The sequence below is a fragment of the Yoonia sp. 208BN28-4 genome (assembly GCF_037543925.1).
Classification (GTDB): Bacteria; Pseudomonadota; Alphaproteobacteria; order Rhodobacterales; family Rhodobacteraceae; genus Yoonia.
Window position 1 is genome coordinate 496,475 of sequence record NZ_JBBIFY010000001.1, and the last position, 24,706, is coordinate 521,180.

General features: G+C 60.1%; 29 protein-coding genes. 13 read left to right on the forward strand and 16 right to left on the reverse strand.

The window, feature by feature from the left end; genetic code table 11:
* Positions 1–48: 48 nt before the first annotated feature.
* Positions 49–1,113: a cell division protein ZapE gene (gene zapE / locus V8J84_RS02435; protein ID WP_339928008.1), complete on the forward strand. Its 1,065-nt coding sequence runs from the start codon at positions 49–51 to the stop codon at positions 1,111–1,113.
* On the opposite strand, the gene V8J84_RS02440 is transcribed toward zapE, so the two are convergent.
* The 7 genes from V8J84_RS02440 to V8J84_RS02470 all read right to left on the reverse strand — a co-directional run bounded on the left by V8J84_RS02440 (position 1,110) and on the right by V8J84_RS02470 (position 7,038).
* A complete protein-coding gene (locus V8J84_RS02440) occupies positions 1,110–1,835 on the reverse strand; it encodes a LysM peptidoglycan-binding domain-containing protein (protein ID WP_339928009.1) in 726 nt (241 codons plus the stop codon). The two genes, zapE and V8J84_RS02440, sit on opposite strands and share 4 nt — an antisense overlap.
* A 282-nt stretch (positions 1,836–2,117) precedes the next feature.
* Positions 2,118–2,669: a hypothetical protein gene (locus V8J84_RS02445; protein ID WP_339928010.1), complete on the reverse strand. Its 552-nt coding sequence runs from the start codon at positions 2,667–2,669 to the stop codon at positions 2,118–2,120.
* Positions 2,666–3,586 (reverse strand): LysM peptidoglycan-binding domain-containing protein, encoded by a 921-nt coding sequence (locus V8J84_RS02450; protein ID WP_339928011.1) that lies wholly within the window; start codon positions 3,584–3,586, stop codon positions 2,666–2,668. The genes V8J84_RS02445 and V8J84_RS02450 overlap by 4 nt, the downstream gene beginning before the upstream one ends.
* Entirely contained in the window at positions 3,583–4,206 is a 624-nt protein-coding gene (locus tag V8J84_RS02455) for a rhodanese-like domain-containing protein (protein WP_339928012.1), read from the reverse strand. The genes V8J84_RS02450 and V8J84_RS02455 overlap by 4 nt, the downstream gene beginning before the upstream one ends.
* 131 nt (positions 4,207–4,337) lie before the next feature.
* Positions 4,338–5,618 carry a bifunctional folylpolyglutamate synthase/dihydrofolate synthase gene (locus tag V8J84_RS02460; protein WP_339928013.1) on the reverse strand — a complete coding sequence of 427 codons (1,281 nt, stop codon included), beginning with the start codon at positions 5,616–5,618 and terminating at the stop codon, positions 4,338–4,340.
* 52 nt (positions 5,619–5,670) lie between these two features.
* Positions 5,671–6,651 carry an acetyl-CoA carboxylase, carboxyltransferase subunit beta gene (gene accD, locus V8J84_RS02465; RefSeq protein ID WP_339928014.1) on the reverse strand — a complete coding sequence of 327 codons (981 nt, stop codon included), beginning with the start codon at positions 6,649–6,651 and terminating at the stop codon, positions 5,671–5,673.
* Between the two features lie 162 nt (positions 6,652–6,813).
* Entirely contained in the window at positions 6,814–7,038 is a 225-nt protein-coding gene (locus tag V8J84_RS02470; protein ID WP_339928015.1) for a hypothetical protein, read from the reverse strand.
* Positions 7,039–7,210: 172 nt separating this feature from the next.
* On the opposite strand from V8J84_RS02470, the gene ilvD reads away from it, so the two are divergent.
* The 4 genes from ilvD to V8J84_RS02490 all read left to right on the forward strand — a co-directional run bounded on the left by ilvD (position 7,211) and on the right by V8J84_RS02490 (position 10,863).
* The gene (ilvD, locus tag V8J84_RS02475) at positions 7,211–8,968 is read left to right on the forward strand and encodes a dihydroxy-acid dehydratase (protein ID WP_339928016.1); all 1,758 of its coding nucleotides are present in this window, start codon (positions 7,211–7,213) and stop codon (positions 8,966–8,968) included.
* Positions 8,969–8,975: 7 nt separating this feature from the next.
* On the forward strand, positions 8,976–9,620 hold the full coding sequence (locus V8J84_RS02480; protein ID WP_339928017.1) for a dihydroxy-acid dehydratase: 645 nt from the start codon (positions 8,976–8,978) through the stop codon (positions 9,618–9,620).
* Positions 9,621–9,703: 83 nt separating this feature from the next.
* The gene (locus tag V8J84_RS02485) at positions 9,704–10,477 is read left to right on the forward strand and encodes a DUF6478 family protein (RefSeq protein WP_339928018.1); all 774 of its coding nucleotides are present in this window, start codon (positions 9,704–9,706) and stop codon (positions 10,475–10,477) included.
* Positions 10,474–10,863: a hypothetical protein gene (locus V8J84_RS02490; protein ID WP_339928019.1), complete on the forward strand. Its 390-nt coding sequence runs from the start codon at positions 10,474–10,476 to the stop codon at positions 10,861–10,863. Before V8J84_RS02485 ends, V8J84_RS02490 begins: the two co-directional genes overlap by 4 nt.
* Here the strand turns inward: V8J84_RS02490 and V8J84_RS02495 are convergent.
* Positions 10,860–11,756 carry a sulfotransferase domain-containing protein gene (locus tag V8J84_RS02495; RefSeq protein WP_339928020.1) on the reverse strand — a complete coding sequence of 299 codons (897 nt, stop codon included), beginning with the start codon at positions 11,754–11,756 and terminating at the stop codon, positions 10,860–10,862. The genes V8J84_RS02490 and V8J84_RS02495 overlap by 4 nt on opposite strands.
* Positions 11,757–11,976: 220 nt before the next feature.
* Between V8J84_RS02495 and V8J84_RS02500 the strand changes: the two genes are divergently transcribed.
* From V8J84_RS02500 to V8J84_RS02520, 5 genes are all read left to right on the forward strand, one after another.
* On the forward strand, positions 11,977–14,001 hold the full coding sequence (locus V8J84_RS02500) for an NADPH-dependent 2,4-dienoyl-CoA reductase (RefSeq protein ID WP_339928021.1): 2,025 nt from the start codon (positions 11,977–11,979) through the stop codon (positions 13,999–14,001).
* A 54-nt stretch (positions 14,002–14,055) separates the two neighbouring features.
* The gene (locus V8J84_RS02505; RefSeq protein WP_339928022.1) at positions 14,056–14,388 is read left to right on the forward strand and encodes a hypothetical protein; all 333 of its coding nucleotides are present in this window, start codon (positions 14,056–14,058) and stop codon (positions 14,386–14,388) included.
* A 30-nt stretch (positions 14,389–14,418) separates the two neighbouring features.
* On the forward strand, positions 14,419–14,760 hold the full coding sequence (locus tag V8J84_RS02510) for a hypothetical protein (RefSeq protein ID WP_339928023.1): 342 nt from the start codon (positions 14,419–14,421) through the stop codon (positions 14,758–14,760).
* A 145-nt stretch (positions 14,761–14,905) separates the two neighbouring features.
* Positions 14,906–15,811: a LysR family transcriptional regulator gene (locus V8J84_RS02515; protein ID WP_339928024.1), complete on the forward strand. Its 906-nt coding sequence runs from the start codon at positions 14,906–14,908 to the stop codon at positions 15,809–15,811.
* 148 nt (positions 15,812–15,959) lie between these two features.
* On the forward strand, positions 15,960–16,691 hold the full coding sequence (locus V8J84_RS02520) for a GGDEF domain-containing protein (RefSeq protein ID WP_339928025.1): 732 nt from the start codon (positions 15,960–15,962) through the stop codon (positions 16,689–16,691).
* 9 nt (positions 16,692–16,700) lie between these two features.
* Here V8J84_RS02520 and V8J84_RS02525 read toward each other — a convergent pair whose 3' ends face one another.
* Genes V8J84_RS02525 through V8J84_RS02540 form a run of 4 tightly spaced genes read right to left on the reverse strand, consistent with a single transcriptional unit; the run spans position 16,701 to position 19,666 of the window.
* Complete coding sequence (locus V8J84_RS02525; RefSeq protein WP_339928026.1) at positions 16,701–17,648, reverse strand: OmpA family protein; 948 nt, start codon at positions 17,646–17,648, stop codon at positions 16,701–16,703.
* Positions 17,645–18,220 (reverse strand): peroxidase-related enzyme, encoded by a 576-nt coding sequence (locus V8J84_RS02530; RefSeq protein ID WP_339928027.1) that lies wholly within the window; start codon positions 18,218–18,220, stop codon positions 17,645–17,647. The genes V8J84_RS02525 and V8J84_RS02530 overlap by 4 nt, the downstream gene beginning before the upstream one ends.
* Entirely contained in the window at positions 18,213–18,941 is a 729-nt protein-coding gene (locus tag V8J84_RS02535; RefSeq protein ID WP_339928028.1) for a GNAT family N-acetyltransferase, read from the reverse strand. Before V8J84_RS02535 ends, V8J84_RS02530 begins: the two co-directional genes overlap by 8 nt.
* Positions 18,938–19,666 (reverse strand): competence/damage-inducible protein A, encoded by a 729-nt coding sequence (locus V8J84_RS02540; RefSeq protein ID WP_339928029.1) that lies wholly within the window; start codon positions 19,664–19,666, stop codon positions 18,938–18,940. The genes V8J84_RS02535 and V8J84_RS02540 overlap by 4 nt, the downstream gene beginning before the upstream one ends.
* Before the next feature lie 42 nt (positions 19,667–19,708).
* On the opposite strand from V8J84_RS02540, the gene sfsA reads away from it, so the two are divergent.
* Both sfsA and map read left to right on the forward strand, forming a co-directional pair.
* Positions 19,709–20,410 (forward strand): DNA/RNA nuclease SfsA, encoded by a 702-nt coding sequence (gene sfsA / locus V8J84_RS02545; protein ID WP_339928030.1) that lies wholly within the window; start codon positions 19,709–19,711, stop codon positions 20,408–20,410.
* A gap of 63 nt (positions 20,411–20,473) precedes the next feature.
* Positions 20,474–21,286: a type I methionyl aminopeptidase gene (gene map, locus V8J84_RS02550; RefSeq protein WP_339928031.1), complete on the forward strand. Its 813-nt coding sequence runs from the start codon at positions 20,474–20,476 to the stop codon at positions 21,284–21,286.
* On the opposite strand, the gene V8J84_RS02555 is transcribed toward map, so the two are convergent.
* The 4 genes from V8J84_RS02555 to V8J84_RS02570 are packed head-to-tail and all read right to left on the reverse strand — an operon-like array spanning position 21,277 to position 24,106.
* Complete coding sequence (locus tag V8J84_RS02555; protein WP_339928032.1) at positions 21,277–21,663, reverse strand: hypothetical protein; 387 nt, start codon at positions 21,661–21,663, stop codon at positions 21,277–21,279. The genes map and V8J84_RS02555 overlap by 10 nt on opposite strands.
* A gap of 9 nt (positions 21,664–21,672) precedes the next feature.
* Entirely contained in the window at positions 21,673–22,365 is a 693-nt protein-coding gene (locus V8J84_RS02560) for an HAD family hydrolase (RefSeq protein ID WP_339928033.1), read from the reverse strand.
* Positions 22,338–22,895, reverse strand: a complete 558-nt coding sequence (rsmD, locus tag V8J84_RS02565; protein ID WP_339928034.1) for a 16S rRNA (guanine(966)-N(2))-methyltransferase RsmD — start codon at positions 22,893–22,895, stop codon at positions 22,338–22,340. Before rsmD ends, V8J84_RS02560 begins: the two co-directional genes overlap by 28 nt.
* Positions 22,892–24,106 (reverse strand): NAD(P)/FAD-dependent oxidoreductase, encoded by a 1,215-nt coding sequence (locus V8J84_RS02570; protein ID WP_339928035.1) that lies wholly within the window; start codon positions 24,104–24,106, stop codon positions 22,892–22,894. The genes rsmD and V8J84_RS02570 overlap by 4 nt, the downstream gene beginning before the upstream one ends.
* 92 nt (positions 24,107–24,198) lie before the next feature.
* Between V8J84_RS02570 and V8J84_RS02575 the strand changes: the two genes are divergently transcribed.
* The gene (locus V8J84_RS02575) at positions 24,199–24,687 is read left to right on the forward strand and encodes a peroxiredoxin (RefSeq protein ID WP_339928036.1); all 489 of its coding nucleotides are present in this window, start codon (positions 24,199–24,201) and stop codon (positions 24,685–24,687) included.
* The last annotated feature ends 19 nt before the right edge of the window (positions 24,688–24,706 follow it).

Sequence of the window (24,706 nt, forward strand, 5' to 3'; positions counted from 1 at the left end):
TTCCGCAAGCCCGTTTTCAATGCGGCATTTGCGCGGTAGGTCATAGGCATGACGATACAAGACATCTATCAGGCCGAAGTGGCCGCTGGTCGCCTGACAGCTGATGACGCGCAACTGGCCGTGCTGCCAGAGCTTGAGCGTGTGCGGGCAGGGCTGGCCGAACCTACGAAAAAACAGGGCTTTTTCCGCAAGGCCCCCGACCCTGTGAGGGGTCTTTACATGTGGGGCGGTGTCGGGCGGGGAAAATCCATGTTGATGGATTTGCTGTTTGACGCGGTCGACGCGCCAAAGCAACGCCGCCATTTTCACGCCTTCATGCAATGGGTCCACGCCGAAATGACCAAGGCCCGCAAGCGCGGGGTGGATGACGCGATTGCACCGGTGGCCAAAACGCTGGCGGATGATGTCCGCTTTCTGGCGTTCGATGAAATGCAGATTACCGACATCACGGACGCGATGATTGTTGGCCGCTTGTTTGAGGCTTTGTTCAAGGCGGGCGTGACGGTTGTGACCACATCCAACCGCGTGCCGGATGATCTATACAAAAACGGTTTGAACAGGCAGCTTTTCACGCCGTTTATCGCGCTGATTAAGGACCACATGGTCGTGCATGAACTGACCAGTGACACCGATTATCGACAAGGGCGGCTTGCCGGTAGTCCGACCTATTTTACCCCGAATAATGCCGAGGCCCGCGCCGCGATTGATGCGATCTGGGACGATTTGACGGGCGGTGTGTCAGAGCCGTTGGTGCTGCATGTGCAACGTCGCGAAGTGGTCTTGCCCGGTTTCCAGAACGGCGTGGCGCGCGCCCCGTTTTTTGACCTGTGCGGCAAGGCGCTGGGCGCTGCGGACTATCTTGCGCTGGCTGAAGCGGTGCGTGTGCTTATCCTGACGGATATTCCAACGCTGGGGCGTTCGAACTTCAACGAAGCCAAACGTTTCGTGACGCTGATCGACGCGCTTTACGAAGGTAAGGTGCGGCTGATCTGCTCGGCTGCAGCGGCGCCAGAAATGCTTTATGTCGAAGGCGAAGGCACATTCGAATTCGAGCGTACCGCCAGCCGTTTGCGCGAAATGCAGGCAGCGGACTGGCCGCGCGGAGCCGCCTAAAGCTGCGGGATCACCAACACCTGTCCGGGCGCGATACGCTCGGCACTGGGCAGAATGGCGGGATTGGCGACCAGAAGGATATCGGTGCGTGTCACATCTCCGTAGAACCGCTTGGATAGCGCGGCAAGACTGTCACCGGCTTGCACGACATAGCTGGCCTGACTGCCCGACCAGATCAAAGCCGGATCAGTTTGCATATCGGTAACAGGTGCAGCCTCGCCCGCAGCGATAAGTGCCTGATCCACAACCGACTGCAACAGCGTTTGCACATCAACCAGACCATCAGCACGCACCAGCACATCAGGCACGGACACCCGCCCGTCCATCGCCATCAGCGTGATCTGACCTGCAATTTCCGCATCAGGCGTGCGGGCCTGAAGCGCCTGTAGAACGGCATATTCCAGTTGCGTCTGCGGCCCGCTCGCCCGCGCGGCGATAGCACCAAGATGATCAGCGTCCAGCCCAAGCCCCGCCAGAACATTGGCCAGTGTCAGGGCAAGCGGATCAGAGGTTGTGGCAAAATCCAGATCGGGCGTTGTGGGGGCAAAGTCAGCCAACGCAATCGCGGTTGGCAGCGGCGCGGTTGCATCGGTTCCAGCGCGCGTCACATCGGCCTGTTGCACAGGGGTCGCGCGGACAGAACCACGGCCATCAGGCAGGTTCACGATATAGGCGCACAAGGCCACGGCAAAAACAAAAAGCCCGATAACAAAGCGGATCATAACGTCGAAATTCCTGTCCCCAATCCGGCCAAAGCCGCGCCATGCTGCCACAAAATATAGGTAATTGGCCTAGCGCCACACCTGTCAGCAGTATGCGTGTCAAGATTTAGTGTCATTTGCCTCAGAAAGCAAAACCTCATTCCCTGCAACTGCGACACCTGTGGCCCTGATACAAGAAGACAGGCCCAAGGCCTGCCCCCTCGCCCTGCCAAGAGCGTTGGATCCGGGCGGCTGTCTGCCCTGATCCGTTGCACCGAATCTAGGGTGCAAAGGGATTCGCCGTCAATCGCTTTGAGGCCCGTTTTGCGATTTACTCAGCGGGGCCACGCTACGGCAGTCCGGCGTGACCGGATCGGTGGTCGCCATAAGCGGTGTTTCCGGCGCGATCGAGCTTTCGGTGATATAGTTGCCGTTGACGCAAACATCTTGCGCGTAGTTACCGGAGTTGAACCCGAAACCGGGGTTGCCGCAGTTACGCACGGCACCGTCTGCGTTCCATCCCTGACTATCCCGGCTGCCAAAGTCGCCTCCGGTCAAGAACGTGAATGTGGACGGGTCAAAGCGCAGGAACCATGTGGTGTCGGGTCCCGCGTCTTGCAGGTTCCAAGTGCCGACCAACCGCCCGTTTAGATACCCCGCGATCTTGAAGCGGGTGACATCATCCTGTGTCACAACGGATTGGCGCATGGCCGCATCGGGAACAGTCATGCGGCCCGTCATCGTATAACCGCCAGCGCCCGTCCAGCACAGGTTCAGGTCGGCGGCAGCGACCGGCGCGCCCGTTACGCAGATGCCCAACAAGATCGCGGGCAAACCTGCGCGGGTGCAGATCATACGTTGGGGATCAAAAGACGCTGACCGATCTGGATTTTGTCAGGCGCCGGAATAATCTCGCGGTTGGCCTCGTAGATGCGGCCATATGCATTGGTGCTGCCGTAAAATTGCAGCGCGATGTAGGCGAGGCTGTCACCGCTTTCGACGGTATAATACCGCTCTCCGCCGACAACTTCGGACTGGGCGGTGGATGCTTCAAATGCACGGCGGCGCAATTCTGCGGCGGCGGCGATCTCTGCGTCCGATCCGCCTTCAAGCGACCGTTGGACCAGATCGAAAAGCATGGTCTGCGTATCAACAACGCCGTCCGCGTTGGCCACAGAATCCGGCAGCTCGATCTCACCGCTGGCGATCGCTTCGGTCAGTAGCTCTTCAAGCGCGACAACGGCAGATGGCGCATTGCGCGAGGCTAGCGCGATACGTGTGCCTGATCCGCTGGCGTCCTGTTCGTTTGTCACATCATAAAGCCCTGCCACGATGCCTTCGGTCAGCATCCGCACCTTGTTGGCATTGGCGGCGGCAACAGCCTCGGCCACCTTTTCTTCCTGCGTGCGCGTGTCAGTTAGCGCAACTGCGGGATCAGCGCGATTGGCAATGGCGGCCGACGCGCTTGGAATTGCAGCCGTGGCGACAACCGGCGCTGCCACCGGAACCGGCGCAGGTGCGGGCGCTGCCGCGGGGGCGGTGGGCACAGTCAGAAGAGCGGCGGAGGCGTTGCGCGTGACGGTGGCGTCCTGCTGTTGCTGCTGCATCTGCATCATCATCGCGGCCATCATTTCGGTCTGGGATGCCTGTCTGTTTTGCATCACGAACATCGCCCCAGTCATGCCAACGGCAAAGGTCATGGCCCCGACAGCAATAATCCAGGGAAGTGCCGCGCCTTTACGTGTCTCGGTAATCGGTCCTGCGGCATTCATGATTGTGTTCCTTCTGTTTTCAGACCCATGGCGGTCCAGACTTGCATGCCGCCACGGTAGTATTTGATTTTCGCAGCCGGATAACCGGCCTCGAGCATGGCCGCGATGAACGCGGGCGCGTCGGTTGTTGTTGGCCCGTCGTCGAACACCATAATCGGCAACGCATCCGTAAAGTTCAGCGATCCGCTCAGACTGCGTGTGCCCATCGCCACCAGAATGTCGTTCAGCAGCGGATTGTCTGGCGTGATCAGGGAATGTGGCACATTGATCGACGCGGGCAGAAACGCCACAGCGCGATCAGCGGGCAGGCGGCTGTCGATCAACAGCCCGTCGCCGGATGCAACCTGCTCGGTCATGAAGGCCAGAACATCACGTTCGCTGACCGTTTCGACCCCCTCGGCTGCGGTATGGGGCACAACACAGATTGCGCCACAGTTTTCCGGCAACCGGTACAGGGCCGCGACGGCATCGCCGTTGATCTGCGGCGTCTGCGAGATCACAAGCTGCTCGCCGTTATAGTTGAACGATGCGGTGTATAGCTGGCTGGTATCTTGCGCGACTGATGCAGTCGCCAGATATGCCCCGATCATCGCCGCTGCGGTTATTGCGCGCGACTTCATGCCGATCCCCCACTTCACAAGTACAATATCTTGACAGATAGGCTGGCAGGCCCTGTGCTTTTTGTATTCATCGCTAGATATAGACGAAGGGTGATTCGCTCGTCAAAGCAAAAACGAATCGGTCTGCGGGATTAGTTGGCTGTGTTCTCGCGGATTACGTGTCCTGCCAGATAAAGCGACCCGCAGATTAAGATGCGGGCATGCGGGTGTTCTGCTGTCAGCGTTTTAATGGCTGTCGTCACATCCGGCGCTATGGTTACCGGCAAGCCTGCGGATTGAGCCGCCTCTGCTGTCTGTTCAGCCGTCAGCGTTGCCGCCTCGCCAGGGATCGACACGGCGGTCAGGCTCTCTGCCACGTCGGCCAAGGGGCGCATGTAGCCTGTGACGTCTTTGGTATTCAGCATACCGCAGATCAGGTGTGTCGGGCGCGGTGACTGCTGTCGCAGCGTTGCGGCAAGGGCCGCGCCAGCCGCAGGGTTGTGCCCGCCATCCAGCCATAGCTCTGCCGGTTTTGCCAGATCGACCAGTTTGCCAACGGTCAAATGTTCCATCCGCGCGGGCCAGTAGGTTTTGGTCAGGGCAGCCTCGCACGCGGCCTCGTCACGCCCCAACGCGCGCAGTGCTGTGATCGCGGCCCCTGCATTGCTGATCTGGTGTGGGCCGGGCAGGGCGGGCAAGGGCAGGTCCAGCAGGCCGGTTTCATCCTGATAGACCAGCCGGTCCCTCTCGGTGGTGACATGCCAGTGCTGTCCGTGGGCCAGCAAAGGCGCGGCGTTGCGGGCGGCGACCCGCTCGATGACGTCCATGCTTTCGTCGTGCTGCGGGCCGACAATACACGGCACCCCGCGTTTGATAATTCCGGCCTTTTCGCCAGCGATGGCCGTCAGCGTTTCGCCCAGAAAACTTTGGTGATCCAGATCAACGGGCGTGATGACCGTCAGGGCAGGCTTCGCTATCACATTCGTCGCATCAAGCCGCCCGCCTAGCCCGACTTCAAGCAAGGTGAAATCGGCGGGTGTTTCGGCAAAAGCAAGGATCGCGGCGACAGTTGTGATCTCGAAATAGGTGATCGGCTCTGATCCGTTGGCGCTATAGCAGCGGTCCAGCACGTCCGTCAGATGATCTTCGCTGATCAGGTCACCGGCCAAACGGATGCGTTCGTGAAAACGCGCCAGATGGGGTGATGTATAGGCGTGCACCGTGGCACCTGATGCCTCTAGCCCCGCGCGGATCATCGCTTGGGTCGACCCTTTGCCATTGGTGCCAGCGATATGGATCACAGGCGGCAGTTTGTCCTGCGGGTTGTCCAGTGCCGCCAGCAAGCGCCAGACCCTGTCGAGCGTCAGATCAATGATCTTGGGATGCAGCGCCATCATGCGCTCAAGGATTACATCAGACGATTGCTGCGACATCGGATGCAACCTTTCTATCGGGCCGTCGGGGTCTTGTTATGCGGATGGTAGCCTACGATTTGGCGGCGGTTCCGCCGTCTGAGGCTGCTGCATCAGAATTCGCGGCGTCGACGATGGCCTCTTCCGGCACCTCTGGTGCGTCAGGTGTGGTTTCAGGCGATGGCAGATCACCCATCACCGGTGCCTCCAGCCCCATCAGCATACGCACGATCAGCACCAGTTCATCCCGCAAATCGGTGCGCGCAGTCACGCGGTCCAGCATGCCGTGATCCAGCAGGTATTCCGCCCGCTGGAAGCCCTCGGGCAGCTTTTCACCGATGGTCTGTTCAATCACCCGCGCCCCGGCAAAGCCGATCAGCGCATTGGGTTCGGCGATCTGCACGTCGCCCAACATCGCATAGGATGCAGTCACGCCGCCTGTGGTCGGGTGCGTGAGGACCACGATGTAGGGCAGACCCGCTTCTTTCAGCATCTGCACCGCAATCGTTGTGCGCGGCATTTGCATCAGGCCCAGAATACCCTCCTGCATCCGTGCGCCACCGGCGGCAGAAAACAGGATCAACGGACGCTTGAGCTCAATCGCGCGTTCGGCAGCGGCGATGATGGCATTGCCCACATACATCGACATGGACCCGCCCATGAACGAAAAGTCCTGCACGGCCACGACCATCGGGGTGCGGCCAATTTCACCCTCGGCCACCAGCATCGCATCCTTTTCGCCCGTTTTCTTGCGGGCGTCGCGGATGCGGTCGGTGTATTTCTTCTGGTCACGGAAATGCAGCGGGTCGGTGACGGGATCGGGCACCGTCACTTCCTTGAAGACGCCGTTGTCGAACAGGGCGGTTAGGCGTTCACGCGCACCAATCGGCATGTGGTGGCCGCAGTTGGTGCAGACATTCTGGTTTTCGCTCAGTTCGCGGTGGAACAGCATCGTGCCGCAATCGTCACATTTGCTCCACAGGTTCTCTGGCGTCTCACGGCGCGAGAAAAGCGAATTGATCGTCGGACGGACGTAGTTGGTGATCCAGTTCATGCGCGCACCCTTGTTTGGCGTTGGATCAGAGATATGCCCCGCGCGACAGGATTGCAATTCCGTCGTGTTGTGGGCGGCCCAGCTTCTTGTCGGCATAAAAACACCCGCCGCGTCGGGGACGGGCGGGTGCGTATCTTTCTGGCAGCTTAGGGCGGTGCGGATTTATTCGCTCGCGCCCTCTGCGGCAGGCAGTGAGACGTCGACATCAATCGTCGCCCCTTCGCCGCCACCGATCATACCAGTGCTAAAGGCGTAGATACCGCCAATAACGATCACCAGCAGGATCCCGATCAAAAGCCAGCTTGCGCCGCCACCACCGCCATTGGTGTGGACAACGGTTGTTTCACGCGTCGTATTGGTCGGCTGGTTCGGGTCGGTATTTGTCATGGTCCTGGTCCTTCAATTAAGTCAGCCAGCGGCATATCGCGCGCCCAGCGTCACCAGATGAACGCCGTGGTCAGCGCGAAGTTCCGCGCTGTTGCCTGATTGACCAAATCGCTTGTCACGCCAGACCAGCTTAATTAGACCATGTTCAACCTATTTCGGGAGGACTGACCCCATGACCAAAGTTGACAAATCCAACCTGCCAAGCCGCCATGTGACCGAGGGGCCCGCGCGCGCGCCACACCGGTCATATTTCTATGCCATGGGATTGGACGAAGAGGCGATTGCCCAGCCATGGGTTGGTGTGGCCACCTGCTGGAACGAGGCGGCACCTTGTAACATCGCCCTCAACCGTCAGGCGCAGTCGGTAAAGCTGGGCGTGAAAAAGGGTCTTGGCACACCACGTGAATTTACGACCATCACCGTGACCGACGGTATTGCGATGGGCCACGAAGGCATGCGGTCTTCTTTGGCATCGCGCGAGGCGATTGCCGACACCGTGGAGCTGACGATGCGCGGCCACTGCTATGACGCGATTGTGGGTCTGGCAGGGTGCGACAAATCCCTGCCGGGTATGATGATGGCGATGGTGCGGCTGAACACGCCCTCTGTCTTTATGTATGGCGGTTCGATCCTGCCGGGTAAGGTGCCAACGGGCGCTGACGTGCCAGCGGACTTTGCCAGCCGTGACCTGACAGTGCAGGATATGTTCGAGGCCGTCGGCCGCCATCAGGCGGGTGATTTGTCCGACGGTGCGCTTGAAATTCTTGAGCGGGTGGCTTGCCCCTCTGCCGGTGCTTGCGGTGGTCAGTTTACCGCCAACACCATGGCTTGTGTGTCCGAGGCGATTGGCCTTGCGCTCTTCAACTCATCCGGTGCGCCTGCGCCTTATGAAAGCCGTGACCAGTATGGCGTGGCCTCCGGCGAGGCGGTGATGAACCTCATCGCCAAGAACATCCGTGCGCGCGATATTGTCACCCGCAAGTCGCTTGAGAACGCGGCCCGCATCGTGGCCTGCACCGGCGGCTCGACCAACGCCGGTCTGCACCTGCCTGCCATCGCGCATGAGGCTGGCATCGACTTTGACCTGTCCGATGTTTGCGAGATTTTCAAAGACACGCCTTACTTCGTCGATCTGAAACCCGGTGGTCAGTATGTGGCCAAAGACCTTTACGAGGCAGGCGGCGTGCCTGTTGTGATGAAGGAACTGCACAAGGCAGGTCTGATCCATGACGAATGTATCACCGCATCCGGTCGTACCGTTGGCGAAGAGATGGATCGCATCAAAGGGCAGCCCGACGACAAGGTGATCTATCACATCGACAGCCCGCTGACGAAAACCGGCGGTGTTGTGGGCCTTAAGGGTAATCTTGCCCCAGAAGGCGCGATTGTGAAGGTCGCGGGTATGGCCACGCAAGAACAGTATTTCCAAGGCCCCGCTCGCGTCTTTGAATGTGAGGAAGACGCATTTGCGGCCGTGAAGGCCCGTGAATACGAAGAAGGCGAAGTCATCGTCATCCGCAACGAAGGCCCCGCAGGCGGTCCGGGGATGCGCGAGATGCTGGCGACCACTGCCGCGCTGTCCGGTCAGGGCATGGGCAAGAAGGTGGCACTGATCACAGATGGCCGCTTCTCGGGGGCGACGCGCGGCTTCTGCGTGGGCCACGTCGGGCCAGAGGCCGCACACGGCGGACCGATCGCGATGATCAAGAATGGCGACATCATCACGCTGGATGCGGTCAATGGCACCATCAGCGTTGATATCGATGACGAGGACATGGCCGCGCGCAAGGACGCTTGGACCGGCATGAAGCCCACGATTTACGCATCGGGCGCGTTGTGGAAATACGCCCAGCTTGTCGGGTCAACCCGACTAGGGGCCGTGACCCATCCCGGCGCTAAAGAAGAACGCCACGTCTACATGGACCTCTAGGTTGCGGATGCGGCTGACATTTCTGGCGGCGCTGTCCTCGATGGCGCTGTCGGGCTGTGCGGGAAGCGGGTTTAGCTTTCCGGGCTTCACATCGGCCCCCTTGCCGGTCCTCCAGCTTTTGGGTGGTGACGTGATTGTCACCGGACCAGACGGGTATTGCGTATCGCCCGCCGCCAGCAATGCCCGCGCGGGATTTGCTGTGATGGCAGGGTGTGATCTGATCGCGGGTGGCCCCGAGAGACCCAGCGTCAACGCCGTGATTACGGTGCAAGCGGGCGCTGCTGATACCGCAGCAGTCGCAGGCAACGAGGCGACCTTTGCTGCCTTTCTGGAGACGGATGCGGGACAGGCGGTGCTAAGCCGTGCAGGTGATGCCGCGACAGTTGACGTGAAAAGTGCGACCAGCCGCGACGGGCGGGTCAGCGTGACCTTTGCCGATACTGCCCCTGACACCATCGCCGGTTTCCAGCCAACCCAGTGGCGCGGGTTTGTGGATGTGAACGGGCGGCTTGTGACCGTCACCGTGCGCGGCCTTGCCGGTGCGCCGCTGTTTGATGGCGCAGGCAATGCTTTGCTGGGGCAGGCGCTGGGCGCGATCCGTGCTGCAAATGACGCATCGGCGGTGGTCGTCGTCGCGGATGATGCGGGTTAGTTGTTTCCTTTTTGTGAACAGTTTGGCAGTTAGGTGACGGTCGAAACTGTTCGATCCGGTGTAATACAACCCAAAGGCACGTCTTGGCCAAGCAAAGCTCCAAACTGTTGGACAGGCTGTTTCACAGTCGCGCGCTGTCCCGTTGGACCGCGGCGGCGAAATCTGCGCCCATGGCCGAGCTTGAGACACTGCGCACACAGCGCCAGAATGCACGCCAGTTGCGGGGGCGCCTGAACGAGGTGATCCACGTGGCCGACAGCAGGCTTGCCTTGCCGCGTGTCGGGTCCAACGCATTCCCGCGCCCGCCCGGCACCCATTGGAGCTGGCGACCCAATACATGGCGCGGCCCCTTGGCCGAACCGGGCATCACGGCGGTCGAGACGAAGGCGAAGTTCGGGCAGGAAGTCACGATCTTCCACGACTGTAAAAACAGCGAAATTACCCTGCGCCAACTGCGCAACACGCGCGAAGAAGACTTGGCCCCGTTTGCCCTGCGTATGGATGTGCTGGGGTTTGATGGCGGTTTTCTGTCGCTGGTGCTTGATCTGCCGCTGGATGCTGCGGCTGGCGTGTCGCGGCGGCATGTGATCCGGCTTAATGCGCTGCTGGCAGTCGAATCGCGGATCGAGATTTTTGCGCGACTGAACATCAAACACGGCCCCAATACCGAACAGATGACCGTCGAAATCCCCACCGATCGCGAAGATCTGATGGTCGAGTTTGATCTGGCCTATGCCGATATCAACGAACAGCGTGTCGAACGCATGTGGCTGGACCTGATTTTTGAAGGACCGGCGATGAACCAGATCACGCTGCGCGATTTGACCTTCTGCCGCTACCCAAGGGCCGAGCTATGACAAAATCCACACCCGCATTGACGCTGACGAAAACGCGCCTTCACGCAGGGGTCTGGGAAGGTGTGCTGTCAGGCGGTGGCAAGACGGAGCCTGTGCTGACCGTGCGCCATCAGGATACCATCGTGCCGGGCATTGCGCTGACGCCCAGCGATACAGACGGCACATGGGTCGTGCAGGTGCCGGTGCCAACGGAACTGGTCGCCGATGGGGTGCAGACCTTCGTGATCCTGCACGAGGATAGTGGCGAGACGCTGGCCAGCTTTGCGTTACTGGCGGGTGACGGGTTGGCCGAGGATATCCGTGCCGAGGTAAGCCTGCTGCGCGCAGAGCTTGATATGCTCAAGCGGGCGTTCCGGCGGCACAGCGCTGACGCGGCGCAAGACTAGGCCGCGCTACCCGCGTCTGACCCCGACGCGCCATATTCCAGCCATGCACGGTCATCCGGTGACAGTGCCGCGTCCATCTGCTGATCATACGCCGCGATTTCGGCATCGGTAAGCTGCCCGACCCATTTGCCGCTGGTGCCACTGTCGAAAAACGCCGTGTCGGATTTCATAAAGCCCTTACCACCCGCTGGCGCAAAGCGGTCTGCGTGGGCGCGCATATTATCAAACGTCGCGGCTTGGACGAGGCTGTCCATAGTATCCGGTGAATGCTTAATACCCATCAGCTTGGCGACCTTTACGAAAGTGCCACGCAAATCGCGGGTCATATCGGCGTAGTGGAAAAGCGTCACGTTTGACCTGTCGGCCAAGGCGCTGGCGGCTTGATAGTGCCGGATGATATGAGCAAGCGGCATCGCATCGGTATCAAACCCCTCTGCACCGCCATCCAGAAACCGGCGGACGGTCACACCGTCAGGGTCATCCTCGGGAAACCAGTGATCGAACCATCTTAGCGGTAAATTACGAAGATGTTTGCGAAAGGAAAAATGCGCATCCAGCGGGTGACGGAACACGCAGAAATAATGCGCACTATCGTCAATGGGCAGCCCGTCCATCGGTGTGTGACTTTTCATGCTGCGTCTGTGGGTCATGGCCTCGACCCGCGCGGCCACATCGTCAATCTCGCGCAGGCGGATATCGATCCACGGCATTTTGATGGACAGTTCCGTGTCGACCTGCGGATCACCCGATAGCAAAAGCGCGACAATGGTTTGCATCCAAGTGGTCCCGCATTTGGGCGGCGTCACCACGATCACATCGTCGGGGCGGATGGCGATCCTGTCCCAACGGCGGCTATCAGTCAGCGGTCCAAGGTAAAGATTGCGAGCGGTCATGGTGATGCTCCCCTGAGAGTTGGGGCAAGCAAAGGCGGCTCTGGGTGTGAAAGCAACGGTAAAGTTGCGGGCGGGGATGCTCTTCGTGACAAAGCGGCGCGTTGATGGTCCTATCCTGATAACAGCCAGCGATGGTGCCAAAGCCTGACGCCGCGTTCATGGTGACGTGCGCGTCAACTTGCGGCAGTCTGGCGCAAACGTATTGTCGGAGACCTGCCCCATGTCCACTTACCCGCACCTGCTTGCCCCGCTTGATCTGGGCTTTACTACGCTGAAGAACCGCGTGCTGATGGGGTCGATGCACACGGGGCTTGAGGAAACGAAAGACTGGAACCGCGTGGCCGAGTTTTACGCCACCCGCGCACGCGGCGGTGTCGCGTTGATGGTGACGGGTGGCATGGCGCCCAATAAAGAGGGCGGCGTGTTTCCGGGGGCGGCTGGCCTGTTTAACGATCAGGATATTGCCAACCACAAGATCGTCACTGACCGCGTGCATGACGCTGGCGGCAAGATCGCGATGCAGATTTTGCACGCGGGTCGCTATGCCTATTCGCCTGAATGTGTCTCGGCTTCTGCCGTGAAATCCCCGATCTCGCCGTTCCGGCCCAAGGAACTAGACGCGGAAGGGATCGAAAAGCAGATCGCCGATATGGTCACCGCTGCGGTGCGTGCGAAAGAAGCAGGCTATGACGGGGTCGAGGTGATGGGGTCCGAGGGGTATTTCCTCAACCAGTTCCTTGTCACCCACACGAACAAGCGCGAGGACGACTGGGGCGGGTCGTATGAGAACCGCATGCGTCTGCCCGTCGAAGTAGTCCGCCGCGTCCGCGAGGCTGTCGGCACCGATTTCATCGTGATCTACCGCCTGTCCATGATCGACCTTGTGCCAAACGGGTCCACTTGGGCTGAAGTCGTGCAGCTTGCCAAAGCAATTGAAGCGGCAGGCGCCACAATCCTGAACACAGGCATCGGCTGGCACGAGGCGCGCATCCCGACGATTGCCACCTCCGTCCCACGCCGCGCCTTTACGTGGGTGACCAAGAAACTGATGGGCGAGGTGGGCATTCCCGTCATCACCTCCAACCGCATCAACACCCCGCAGGTGGGCGAGGATGTGCTGGTCGATGGCTGCGCCGACATGGTCAGCATGGCGCGCCCGTTCCTTGCCGATCCCGAATTCGTGGCCAAGGCAATGGCAGGCAAGGCCGACCGGATCGCGCCCTGTATCGCTTGTAACCAAGCCTGTCTGGATCACACCTTTGGCGGCAAGCTGTCGTCCTGTCTGGTGAACCCGCGTGCGTGCTACGAGACAGAGCTGGTCGTTGAGAAGGCTGCTACGGCAAAAACAATTGCCGTTGTCGGCGCAGGGCCTGCTGGCCTGTCCGCCGCACTCACCGCCGCTGAGCGCGGTCATACCGTCACGATCTTTGACAAGGCCGATGCGCTGGGCGGGCAGTTGAACATGGCCAAGCAGGTGCCGGGCAAAGAAGAATTTTGGGGGCTGGTGGATTACTACGTCACCGCCGTTGCTGATGCTGGCATCACGCTGCGTCTGGGCGAGGTCGCGGATGCAGAAAATCTCGCGAGCTTTGATGAGGTCATCATCGCAACCGGTGTGTCCCCTCGCGATCCGGCGATCCCTGGTCAGGACGGTGACAATGTTCTCTCTTATATAGACGTGCTGCGCGGTAAGGCCGAGGTCGGCAAGAAGGTCGCGATTATCGGCGCTGGCGGCATCGGTTTTGACGTGGCCGAATTCCTTGTGACGGACGATAGCCCGACCGAGGACTTGCAGGCTTGGCTTGAGGAATGGGGCGTCGCTGACCCTGAGGAGCATCGCTCTGGTCTCGCCCCCGAAGGCCCGCAGCCCGACGCGCCTGTGCGCGAGGTCACGCTGCTCCAGCGCAAGGCGCAAAAACTGGGCAAGGGTTTGGGCAAAACAACAGGCTGGATACATCGCGCGGGCCTTCAGATGAAGAATGTGCAGATGAAAGGCGGCGTGAACTACGAACGGATCGACGCTGACGGTCTGCACGTGTCATTTGGCGAGGCGCGCGAAAATCCAACGCTGATCGCCGTGGACAACGTGATCCTCTGCGCGGGTCAGGTGCCCGAACGGTCACTGGCCGACGACCTGATTGCAAAGGGGCGCACCCCTCATGTGATCGGTGGTGCGGATGTGGCTGCCGAACTGGACGCCAAGCGCGCGATTGATCAAGGCACACGGCTGGCCGCGACGCTTTAAGCGGATTGCAAAAAGCTACGGGCCTCCCCATTTCTATCGAAAGGGAGGCTCCCGATGCGTAAACGATATGTGCTGGCACTGGCCTTGCTTGGCGCTCTTGCCGGATGTGCTGCGATCTTGCCGCCAACGATCAAGGCCGGTCTTTGCCCATCGTGCTATGGTCTAGGGAAGGTGGCAGACCGGCTCTACGTCGATCCCGCCGCCACGCCCGCGCAGATCGCGCAGCTGCGATCTGATCTGGCGGCGGCCAAAATGTTGGTGGAAGATCGCTTTGATCTGTCCGACTTGGTATTGCCCGATGTGATCGTTTGTCTGACAGAGCCATGTCACACAGAGGTTGACAACACCGGCCGGTTGGCGGCCGGCTACGGGGCGCAGTTCATCTAAGTCAGTCCTGACGGGGCGAACGAAACGATCTTGACCCACGAATTCAGCCATATCGCGGTGACGCAGATCGCTGGACTGTATGCAACCAGCACCGGAGGAGTGCTGACGTGGTTCAACGAAGGGTTAGCGGTAATCATCAGTCAGGATTCCCGTTTTCTGCCGCCACCGGGCGGTGACGCCGTCTGCGCAAACAGCTATGATAACCTGCCCGTTACATGGCGAGACTGGTCACAAGCGATAGAGCCGCCCGATTTCGAGATCTATGCCAAGTCGGCCTGTGCGGTCTCGGCTTGGATGGAAGCGCATGGCGGCCAAGCTGGCGTTAATGAAGCGTTAACTACTACGGCGCAATCGGGCGAGTTTCCTCTATAATAACGCCATTGACATGGTGCCCGCTGTTTCCGTGCCTTCAACAACCCGCTGCATTACCCTGCAATTGTCAGGCGCTTGCCCCATTCGTGTCCGATTTGACCGCCAGACAGTGCCCCAACGAGAGCAGTATTGTTGAGGAACGCGAATGGATCGCCTGACTGAAATGGAAGCCTTTGCCACCGTGGTGGATCAAGGCGGTTTTACCGACGCGGCCAAGAAGATGGGGATCTCCAAATCCGCTGTCTCCAAGCACGTGTCATCGCTTGAGGCGCGACTGGGCGCCCGTCTGTTGAACCGCACAACCCGCCGTGTCAGTCCGACCGAAATTGGTCTTGCCTATTATGACCGCGCCCGCCGCGTTCTGAACGATGCAGGCGAGGCTGACGCGCTGGTCACATCCATGCAATCGGCCCCCTCCGGCCTGTTGCGGATCTCGGTTGCCACCGATTTTGGCGTGAACCACCTCTCCCCGATCCTTGGCGATTTTCTGGGCGAATTCCCCGACATTACCGTCAACATGGTGCTGAACAACCGTTACGTTGAACTGATCTCAGAAGGCTTTGACATGGCCGTCCGCATTGGTGAGCTGGAAGACAGCACCCTGCGGGCCCGCAAGCTGACTGAAACAACCAAGCGCATGATCGCCAGCCCCGGCTATTTCGAACAATACGGTCGCCCTGAAAAGATCGACGATCTGAATGAACACAAACTGCTGCATTATTCCAACCAAGCCAACTCCGCCGTTTGGAAGCTGACAGCGCCATCAGGTGAAAAGCGTCAGGTGCGCACCGCTGGTTGGCTTACGGTGAACGACGGTCAATCCCTGCTGAATGCCTGCATCGGTGGCCTTGGCATCGCTTATCTACCCAGCTTTTTGTACGCTGACGCCATGAAAGCCGGCCTTGTGGAAGAGGCAATCCCCGATCTGCCGGTTGAAACCCAAGGCATCTATGCGGTCTATCCGCCGGGTCGCTTTACCCAGCCCAAGGTCCGCGCCTTCATCGACTATTTGGTGAACGAGCTGGCCGAAAAGGGCCCCGACGTCTGGTAAGACGCTACCACAATTTCCCCCGAAGGTGCCGTTTCCTGAAGGCTGGCACCTGACTTGCGCAGCCCTCGTTGGCTGCGCTTTTTTGTTGTCTCAATCATTTTTTAGGAAGTTTCGCGAAGGATAGGGCAACTCTGCAGGGAAGGCTGTGATGCGTCGCTATCTGAATTTCGTGACTCCGCAGACACGCCGCCACATTCTGACCGGTATGTGCGTGACGCTGATCCTGATTGTCCTGATGAACATCCTTTTCCACTGGGTCCTGATCCAAACTGGCTGGCCGTTCGGAATGATTGTCTTACACGCGCTGTTCGCGGGTGGTCCGTTTGTGATCGGGTTTTTTGTTATCACGGATCACCAGCTGGGCATCTTGCGCGACCTGTCGCTGCGGTCGCGCAAGGACGGTTTGACCGGGCTGAACAACCGTCGCACATTTCTGGAACTGGCCAGCCGCAGATTGTCCGCACAACAGCGCGGCGTGCTGCTGTTGCTGGATGCGGACCACTTTAAGGATGTGAATGATACCTACGGTCATGCTGTGGGTGATATGTGTCTTGAGGCGATTGCCCGCCATCTGAAATGGAACCTGCGACCCGATGATGTGGCTGGCCGTATCGGGGGTGAAGAATTTGCCGTCTTGATTGCTGGGGTCACGCTTGCACAGGGGCGGGCGATCGGGGAACGCATGGTGCGGCCCATCCCGTTTAGCGGCGGGGCGGAGCATCCTTATCTGAGCATTACACTATCGGTTGGTGCAGCCGCTGTGTCACCAGATGTGTCGCTCGACCGACTGCTGATCCGCGCGGACGAGGCGCTGTATGCGGCCAAACAAGCCGGACGCGCGCGCATGATGGCGTGGGATGAAGATGAAATGGCGGCCTAGTCGCGCTTCCTATTGGGTCGACGTGATGATCACCTCGACCCTGCGGTTCGCCTCGCGGCCCGCTTCGCTGCGGTTATTGGCGACCGGCGACAGATAACCCATGCCCTCGGCCTCAAGCTGGCGACGCGGGACATTGTATTGCGTGGCAAGCCGGTCCAGCACAGCACCCGCCCGCCGCTTGGACAGGGCGATATTGGCATCAAGCGATCCAGACGCATCTGTATGACCGACCAGTGCTACCGTCAGATCAGGTTGGGCCAGCAGATAATCAGCAAGCTCTCTGAGACTGCGCGAGGGTGCATCGGTCAGCTGCGCGGCGCCCGTTGCAAAGGTCAGGTCATCCAGCACCGCCCGCCCGATCTGGTCAAGCGATGCGGTCAGGCTTTCCGGCGGCGTGCCTGTCGCAACAGGTTCCGACACGGGGCGCATGCTTTGCCCTTCGCTCGCGATACGCGGTGCTGCGGCCTGTTCAGGGTTGACCTGCGTGATCTGCACAAAAGCCGCTTGCGCCGTACCGCTGACCAGCACGCTTAATCCAAAAAGACCGTCATCCGTGATCCGTTGGGCAGAAAGATACCGAAAATCACCCAGATCGACCTGCATGGCAGGCGGCGGTAGAACAGGGATCGCAAACCGGAAATCAAAACCACCACACGCCGCCGTATCGCAGGCGTAAACCACCTCGTATCCCGCGTCCTTGATCTGCGCCTCAAGCGGGCGGATGACTTGAAGCGTCGTAAGCCCCGCACCGGGAATACGCCAAACGGTCTGCGACACGGTGCCTTCGATCATCATGTGTGGCAGGCGCTGATCCCACGGTCCGGTTGCGATCACGTGACTATCGGGAGACGCGATTTCACTCGCCTGTTCCACGGCATTCCCGGGCAGGCGGATATCCTGCGCGGCGGCAGATCCGGCATACAAATACGCCAGCAAGACAGCCCCGTGTCGGATCATCTGGCCTGACTATGGTAACCGTCGTTGGGGCGCATATCCGTCGCCGACGCCACGCGGTTGGTCATGTTGTAGAACCCGACAAGCGACGCAATATCCCAGATGTCGCGGTCGCTGAACCCGACCTGCCGCAGCGCATCGCGGTCGGCTTCGGTCGTTTTCGCGCTGGCGATTGTGATGTTTTCGGCGAAGGTCAGCATCGCGGTCTGACGTGTATCCAGATCGGCCACGCGCCAGTTCATCACCAGCATCTCGCCCAGCATCGGATCACCCGACAGCGCGCGAACGGCGGCCCCGTGGGCGGTAAGGCAGTAAAAACATTTGTTGATGGAGGACACGACGACCGCGATCATCTCGCGCTCCAGTTTGGACAGCCCTGATGGCCCCAGCATGATGTCGTTATACATCGCCGTGAAGGCGTTCAATTTATCGATGTCGAACGCATAGGCTTGCAGGACATTGGGCACCATGCCCAGTCTATCCTGACAGATATCGAAGTATTTTTGCGTATCGGCAGGGAGCGGATCGACCATTGGCAGATCAAGGGCGGTGGGGCGGTCGGTCACGTCAGTCATCCTCTTTGATGCGGTAGTGATACTGTCCCACAACCTGCATCCCAAGTGAAGTATAGAGCGCGTTGGCCGCGACATTCGCTTGCGTGGTGACCAGCGTGAGGTAATCCGCGCCATGTTTTGCCGCCCAGAATGCAGCAGCGCGGGTCAGGTGCCGCGCGTGGCCATGACGGCGGGCATGGGTCGCCACCTCAAGCGCGTGGATCATCGCACAACCGTGCGCGATACCAACAAATGCTGTGCCAGCGGGGCGGTCATTGACGCGCCCCAAAAGCGTAGTTTTGGGATGCGGCGCGCGCTCCATCACTGCGATGCGGTCTTCACCGATACCGCCTTCGGCCCAGACATCGCGCTGCACTTGCAGTGGTGGCCAGACCTCAAAACTGGTGACGGGGGGTGGGCGCTCGGTGGCGATTTGCGCGGTGGGTGCTGCGTAAAGGACCGAGGCATCGCGCGTGATGTAGCCTTGGGCGGCGAGCAACTTATCGAGATCGGTCTGATCGCTGCGGACAGAGAAGAGTTTGGGTTGGCCGAGTTTGACCATCGCCTCTTCGGCCCCTTTCAGGTCCGTCTCGGCTACGGCGCGCGTTGTTGATGCAGCACTGACACGGCTACCGCCGCCGCGCCCTTCACGGATTGTCCACGGGCCGACCTGCGTTGTCTGCGCGGCAGGCCATGTGGCCGCGATGACGTCAAAGACGACAGAGGCGGGCGGTAAGATCATGCAAATATCGCGGCAAGCGTTTTCATTGCATCATCCAACCGCGCCGCATTGGTGCCGCGCACCACGATATTCGCGCCGTAAACGCCGTCTTTCTGGAACGGATAGCTGCCCACCGACAAGTCCGCGTGACCTTGGGCAAAGTCGGCCAACGGCCCAGCGATGTCGCCTTCGCCGCGCACGACTTTCAGCGAGCGGGACAGCAAAGGCGCACCGCCCGTCAACGTTGGCAACACAGATGCGACCATGGCCTGAAACACCGATGGCACACCCGCCATCACATGCACATTTTCCAGCTTGAACCCCGGTGCCGTGCTAACCGGATTGTCGATCAGGCTGGCGCGGTCGGGGATGCGGGCCATGCGCAGGCGGGCGGCGTTCAATTCCTGCCCCGATTTGTCGTAGTGCGCCTGCAACAGCGCACGGGCATCATCGCGGATATCGATGTGGTCATCAAAGGCCGCAGCGATGCAATCGGCGGTAATATCATCATGCGTGGGGCCGATGCCGCCGCTGGTGAAAACGTAGTCATAGGCGGCAGAGAGCGCTTTGACCGCGCCCACGATCGCGTCGTGTTTGTCCGACACCACGCGCACCTCTTCCAGATCAATACCCGCTTCGGTCAACTGCCCCGCAAGGTAATGCGTATTGCCGTCACGTGTGCGCCCCGACAGGATTTCGTCACCGATCACAAGCATCGCGGCGGTGGGGTTTTTGGCGTCTGACATATGGGCTACTCCGCTGGGGTTAGGGTTGTTATAGAGCGGCCCATGGACTTTGCCACGCCCCTTATCCCCGCCCGCCTGATCCGTCGCTACAAACGGTTTCTGGCCGATGTGCGGCTGGACGACGGGCGGGAGGTGACAGCCCATTGCGCGAACCCCGGATCGATGATGGGGCTGGCGGATGAAGGAACAAAAATCTGGCTGGAACCTAACGACGATCCCAAGAAAAAGCTGAAATACGGCTGGCGGTTGGTGGATCATGAGAATGGGCATTTCACGGGGGTGGATACTGCGGTGCCGAACCGCGCGCTGAAGGCTGCACTGATGGCGCATGAGGTCGCGGCGCTTGACTATGATCTGGTCCGGCCAGAGGTGAAATACGGCGAAAACTCCCGCATTGATTTCCTGCTCTCGGGGCAGGGGCCGGATACATATCTGGAGGTGAAAAGCGTCACGCTCTCCCGCCAATACGGCCTTGCTGAATTTCCCGACAGCGTGACGGCGCGGGGTGCCAAACATCTGGCAGAGCTAAGCGAAATGGTCCGCGCCGGGCACCGCGCCGTGATGCTTTACCTTGTCCAGCGCACCGATTGCACCGCGATGACTTTGGCCTCTGATATTGATCCTACATATGCGCGGGCTTTTGCGGATGCCCGCGCAGCAGGTGTGGAAGTCATGGTTATGGATTGTGCGATCAGTCCGCAGGGCGTGCGCCCGCGAAACCCTCTGCCCTTTGCGGAGGGCTGAGCACTGGTTTTGCGCGACAAGATCGCCTATGTGGCGAATAAGTTACGAAAAAGGACCAGCGCCGTGAGCACCAACCAAGGTCGCCTGACTAAAGATGGCATCCGCATTTATGAGCCCGCCGATTTTGACGGCATGCGTAAGGCCGGCCAATTGGCCGCGCAAATCCTCGACGAAATCGCGGTGGATGTATTTCCCGGCCAAACGACAGGCGTGATCGACCAGAAGATCACGGATGCGGTCAACGCCGCAGGCGCGACGTCTGCCACCATTGGCTACAAAGGCTATCAGCACGCCAGCTGCATTTCGGTGAACCACGTGGTCTGCCACGGCATCCCCGGTGACAAGGTGCTGAAAGACGGTGACATCCTGAACATCGACGTTACGGTCATCGTGGATGGCTGGTTCGGTGATACGTCGCGCATGTATGTCGCGGGCAAGCCAAACCGCAAGGCAGAGCGTCTAATGCAGGTCACGCATGACGCGCTGATGAAGGGGATCGAGGCGGCAAAGCCCGGCAATACCTTCGGTGACATCGGCCACGCGATCCAGACCTATGCCGAAAGCAACCGTATGTCGGTTGTGCGCGACTTCTGCGGTCACGGGCTGGGGCGTGTGTTTCACGCGGCCCCGAATGTCCTGCACTACGGGCGCGCGGGCAGTGGGGCCATGCTGGAAGAGGGCATGTTCTTTACCATTGAGCCGATGATCAATCTTGGCCGCCCCGAAACCAAAGTGCTGGCTGATGATTGGACTGCCGTCACACGCGACAAATCCCTGTCAGCGCAGTTTGAACACTCCATCGGGATCGGACCCGATGGCGCGGACATCTTTACGCTGTCGCCAGGCGGCATGTTCCATCCGACCTATCAGGTCTGACGGCGCGGCACCGGTTTCAGCGGCTCTTTCGACTGAAGCCTGCGCCGCAGGTCCACGTATTTATCGAATTGCGCACCCAACGGGATGAGGTCTGGTAACGGTTGCCCGACGATCCCGCCAAAGCGGGCCTCTGTGATCAGGGCGGGGCGCTTTGCGACCAGTGCAATCGCACCATAGTGCTGATCGTAATACACATCGTCGCCCTCAAACGCCCAACCAAATCCACCGCTGGGGTGGGTGTTGAAAAACTCCAGCTTGCGCCCGTCCCACGCCACGGCACTGCGGGTGCAATCACGGCAAAGAAACCACGCATAACGCGGGAACGGCTTCTGCGGCGCACCGCAAGCGGCACAGAAATGATCGGGCCAGTCTGACATGGCGGCAGCCTAGCGCGCGATTGCCAGCAAATCCATGACCGCGTCCATCGACCGGACGGGTGCGGCCCCGGTGGCCGCCAGAACGTCTGTCTCACCTTCCGGCCTGAAGCCCAAACAGCCCATGCCGGCGTTTTGCGCTGCTTTACATCCTGTGGGGCTGTCGTCGATGAACACGGCGTCCAGCACCGCCACACCCGCCACCTGACAGGCATGGTGAAGCATGTCGGGCGACGGTTTGGGCGTGTAGTCGTGACCCGAATAGATGCGTCCGGCAAAGCGATCCCAAAGGCCCGACGGTTTCAGCGTCGTTTCCATTTTTCGCATCGGCCCGTTTGACGCGATGGCGAAGGGAATGTCCGCACGGTCCAACCCGTCAAGCAAAGCCATAACGCCGTCATAGACCGGCACGCCTTTCGCAAGCGCTGCAAACATCTCGCTGTAGATTTCGTCCAGCCACGTATTCGGCAGCGGCGTGCCTTGTGCGCGGACGGTGTCCATCACCCCTTGCATCGTGCCGCCGACAAACAGCGCGTGAACCCGCTCTTCGGAAATGGTCATGCCGTGGCGGGCCAGATTGCGGGCAATTACTCCGTCGGTGACAGGTTCACTATCGACCAGAACACCGTCGCAATCGAAAATCACCAGCTTGGGCGGGGCAGGGATCGGGCAGGGGGTCATACGGCGCTCATCAATGTGATCCACGTATCGCCATAGCGGCGTTGGTCGTGTGCTTGAAATCCGGGCGGGGCGACTTGTGCGGTGCTTTCTTCCCAGACGATCAGGGCATCCGGCGCAATCCAGCCCGCGACGCTGGCCGCTGCGAGCGCCTTTGTCCCGATGCCCTTGCAGTAGGGCGGATCAAGAAAGATCAGGCCGCAAGGCGCAGGCGCTTCCGGCAGGCGGGTGACATCGGTGTTGATGACGGTGCAGTCACTTTCGCGGCGCAACTTTTTGATGTTGGCGCGGATCAATCCCAAGGCCGCGCGCCCGCTATCCACGAACGTCACATGCGATGCCCCACGTGACAGCGCCTCAAGCCCCAGCGCGCCTGTGCCTGCGCAAAGATCCAGCACGCGGGCGTCTCTCACCGGATCGCCATAGCGCCCGCCGCCCAGCACGTTGAACAGGCTTTCGCGCACGCGGTCCGACGTGGGGCGCAGGTGGGCCGCGGCATCGCCTTTGCCCACAGCCGCAAGCGCTGTGCCGCGATGGGTGCCTGCGATAATCCTCATGCCTTGAGCAGCGCTTTCATGTCGGTGGCGGGGTCCGCAATCGCCGCTTTGTCGGGTGAACGCCCCGCCTCGATCAGGCGCTTGCCGATCATGTAGTTGCGCGGGTCGTTCATCGCGTCCACGGCCAGCAGTTCGTCGCCTGCGTAATACCAATGCGATTGCACGCCGTCCGCGTCGCCTTTGCGGACAATCACGCTGTCATAGCCCATGTTCAGCCCCGCGATCTGCAATTTGCAGTCGTATTGGTCCGACCAGAACCATGGCTTTGGCACGTAATCCAAATCCTTGCCCATGATGTTCTGCGCCACCACCTCGGCCTGATCAATCGCGTTGCCAACGCTTTCCAGCCTGATCCGCTGGCCTTTGAACACCAGCGATGCGCAATCGCCTGCTGCCCAGATATGCGGGTCGGAGGTGCGCCCGTGGGCGTCAGTTGCAATCCCGTTGTCCAACGTAACACCTGCGCTTTCTGCCAGCGCCATATCCGGCGTGATCCCCACGCCAACAATCGCAAAATCCAGATCAAGCGTAGTGCCATCCGTCAGTTCCGCGCCTGTCACAGACCCATCACCCGTCAGCGCCTTCAGCCCAACGCCTTCGCGGATATCGACGCCGTGTGCGGAATGCAGCGCGCGGAAATAGTCGGAGGTTTCAGGGGCCGCGACGCGCTGCAAAATACGATCTGCCATTTCAACAAGCGTCACCTGCACGCCGCGCTTTGCCGCGACAGCCGCCGCCTCAAGCCCGATGTAGCCGCCACCAATAATCAACGCGCGTTTGCCCGCAGCGAAATGCGGGGCCATCGCATCCGCATCCTGCAAATCGCGGACGGTAAAGACATTCGCAAGGTCCCCGCCAATGCTGGTAGGCAGGCGGTTGGGTTGTGAACCTGTGGTCAGGGCAAGTGCGTCGTAGGTGATCGCCTCATCCGTATCCAAAGTCACGGTGCGCGTGACTGTATCAACAGCCTTAACACGGGTGCCTAGTCGCAGCGCAATGTTCTGGTCGGCGTAAAACGCGGCAGGGCGCAGATAAAGCCGGTCCTCTGCCATGTCGCCCAACAGATACGCCTTGGAAAGGGGCGGGCGTTGATAAGGTGGCACGCTCTCACCGCCGATCAGCGTGATTGCACCGTCAAACCCTTCGCTGCGCAGCTTGGCGACAAGCGACGCGCCCGCCTGTCCTGCACCGATCACGACCACATGCTGCATGGTGAATTTGTCCTGTTTGCTGGTCCATTTCGCATCGCGACCCTATATGCGACACAACGACAGACGCAATCCAACACGGGGACACAACACACATGACTATTTCAAAAGGCGCGACGCTGCCCGACGCATCATTACTGCAACTGGGCGAAAACGGGCCAGAGGCGGTATCGCTGGCCGACAAACTGAAAGACCGCAAGGTCGTGATCTTTGGCCTGCCAGGCGCCTATACCGGCGTTTGCACCACGGCGCATCTGCCCAGCTTTATCCGCACTAAGGATGATTTTGAGGCCAACGGCGTGGACGAGATTATCTGTGTCTCCGTCAACGACCCGTTTGTGATGGATGCTTGGGGCAAGGCCACGGGCGCTGACAAGGCTGGTATCACGCTGTTGGGCGATGCGGATGGCGCGTTTACAAAGGCAATCGGTATGGACTTCACTGCACCGCCAGCCGGTTTGATCGGGCGGTCCAAGCGGTATTCCATGCTGGTGGACAATGGAACGGTGACTGTGCTGAACGAAGAAGGCAGCCCCGGTGAGTGCGAGATTTCCGCGGGTGAAACCCTGCTGGATGCGATGTAGTCTTTTCCAACGCGACAAG

Coding starts and splice junctions, on each gene's coding strand:
- zapE (WP_339928008.1), top strand. CDS start 49: ATGACGATACAAGACATCTATCAGGCCGAAGTGGCCGCTGGTCGCCTG.
- V8J84_RS02440 (WP_339928009.1), bottom strand. CDS start 1,835: ATGATCCGCTTTGTTATCGGGCTTTTTGTTTTTGCCGTGGCCTTGTGC.
- V8J84_RS02445 (WP_339928010.1), bottom strand. CDS start 2,669: ATGATCTGCACCCGCGCAGGTTTGCCCGCGATCTTGTTGGGCATCTGC.
- V8J84_RS02450 (WP_339928011.1), bottom strand. CDS start 3,586: ATGAATGCCGCAGGACCGATTACCGAGACACGTAAAGGCGCGGCACTT.
- V8J84_RS02455 (WP_339928012.1), bottom strand. CDS start 4,206: ATGAAGTCGCGCGCAATAACCGCAGCGGCGATGATCGGGGCATATCTG.
- V8J84_RS02460 (WP_339928013.1), bottom strand. CDS start 5,618: ATGTCGCAGCAATCGTCTGATGTAATCCTTGAGCGCATGATGGCGCTG.
- accD (WP_339928014.1), bottom strand. CDS start 6,651: ATGAACTGGATCACCAACTACGTCCGTCCGACGATCAATTCGCTTTTC.
- V8J84_RS02470 (WP_339928015.1), bottom strand. CDS start 7,038: ATGACAAATACCGACCCGAACCAGCCGACCAATACGACGCGTGAAACA.
- ilvD (WP_339928016.1), top strand. CDS start 7,211: ATGACCAAAGTTGACAAATCCAACCTGCCAAGCCGCCATGTGACCGAG.
- V8J84_RS02480 (WP_339928017.1), top strand. CDS start 8,976: ATGCGGCTGACATTTCTGGCGGCGCTGTCCTCGATGGCGCTGTCGGGC.
- V8J84_RS02490 (WP_339928019.1), top strand. CDS start 10,474: ATGACAAAATCCACACCCGCATTGACGCTGACGAAAACGCGCCTTCAC.
- V8J84_RS02495 (WP_339928020.1), bottom strand. CDS start 11,756: ATGACCGCTCGCAATCTTTACCTTGGACCGCTGACTGATAGCCGCCGT.
- V8J84_RS02500 (WP_339928021.1), top strand. CDS start 11,977: ATGTCCACTTACCCGCACCTGCTTGCCCCGCTTGATCTGGGCTTTACT.
- V8J84_RS02505 (WP_339928022.1), top strand. CDS start 14,056: ATGCGTAAACGATATGTGCTGGCACTGGCCTTGCTTGGCGCTCTTGCC.
- V8J84_RS02515 (WP_339928024.1), top strand. CDS start 14,906: ATGGATCGCCTGACTGAAATGGAAGCCTTTGCCACCGTGGTGGATCAA.
- V8J84_RS02520 (WP_339928025.1), top strand. CDS start 15,960: ATGCGTCGCTATCTGAATTTCGTGACTCCGCAGACACGCCGCCACATT.
- V8J84_RS02525 (WP_339928026.1), bottom strand. CDS start 17,648: ATGATCCGACACGGGGCTGTCTTGCTGGCGTATTTGTATGCCGGATCT.
- V8J84_RS02530 (WP_339928027.1), bottom strand. CDS start 18,220: ATGACTGACGTGACCGACCGCCCCACCGCCCTTGATCTGCCAATGGTC.
- V8J84_RS02535 (WP_339928028.1), bottom strand. CDS start 18,941: ATGATCTTACCGCCCGCCTCTGTCGTCTTTGACGTCATCGCGGCCACA.
- V8J84_RS02540 (WP_339928029.1), bottom strand. CDS start 19,666: ATGTCAGACGCCAAAAACCCCACCGCCGCGATGCTTGTGATCGGTGAC.
- sfsA (WP_339928030.1), top strand. CDS start 19,709: ATGGACTTTGCCACGCCCCTTATCCCCGCCCGCCTGATCCGTCGCTAC.
- V8J84_RS02555 (WP_339928032.1), bottom strand. CDS start 21,663: ATGTCAGACTGGCCCGATCATTTCTGTGCCGCTTGCGGTGCGCCGCAG.
- rsmD (WP_339928034.1), bottom strand. CDS start 22,895: ATGAGGATTATCGCAGGCACCCATCGCGGCACAGCGCTTGCGGCTGTG.
- V8J84_RS02570 (WP_339928035.1), bottom strand. CDS start 24,106: ATGCAGCATGTGGTCGTGATCGGTGCAGGACAGGCGGGCGCGTCGCTT.
- V8J84_RS02575 (WP_339928036.1), top strand. CDS start 24,199: ATGACTATTTCAAAAGGCGCGACGCTGCCCGACGCATCATTACTGCAA.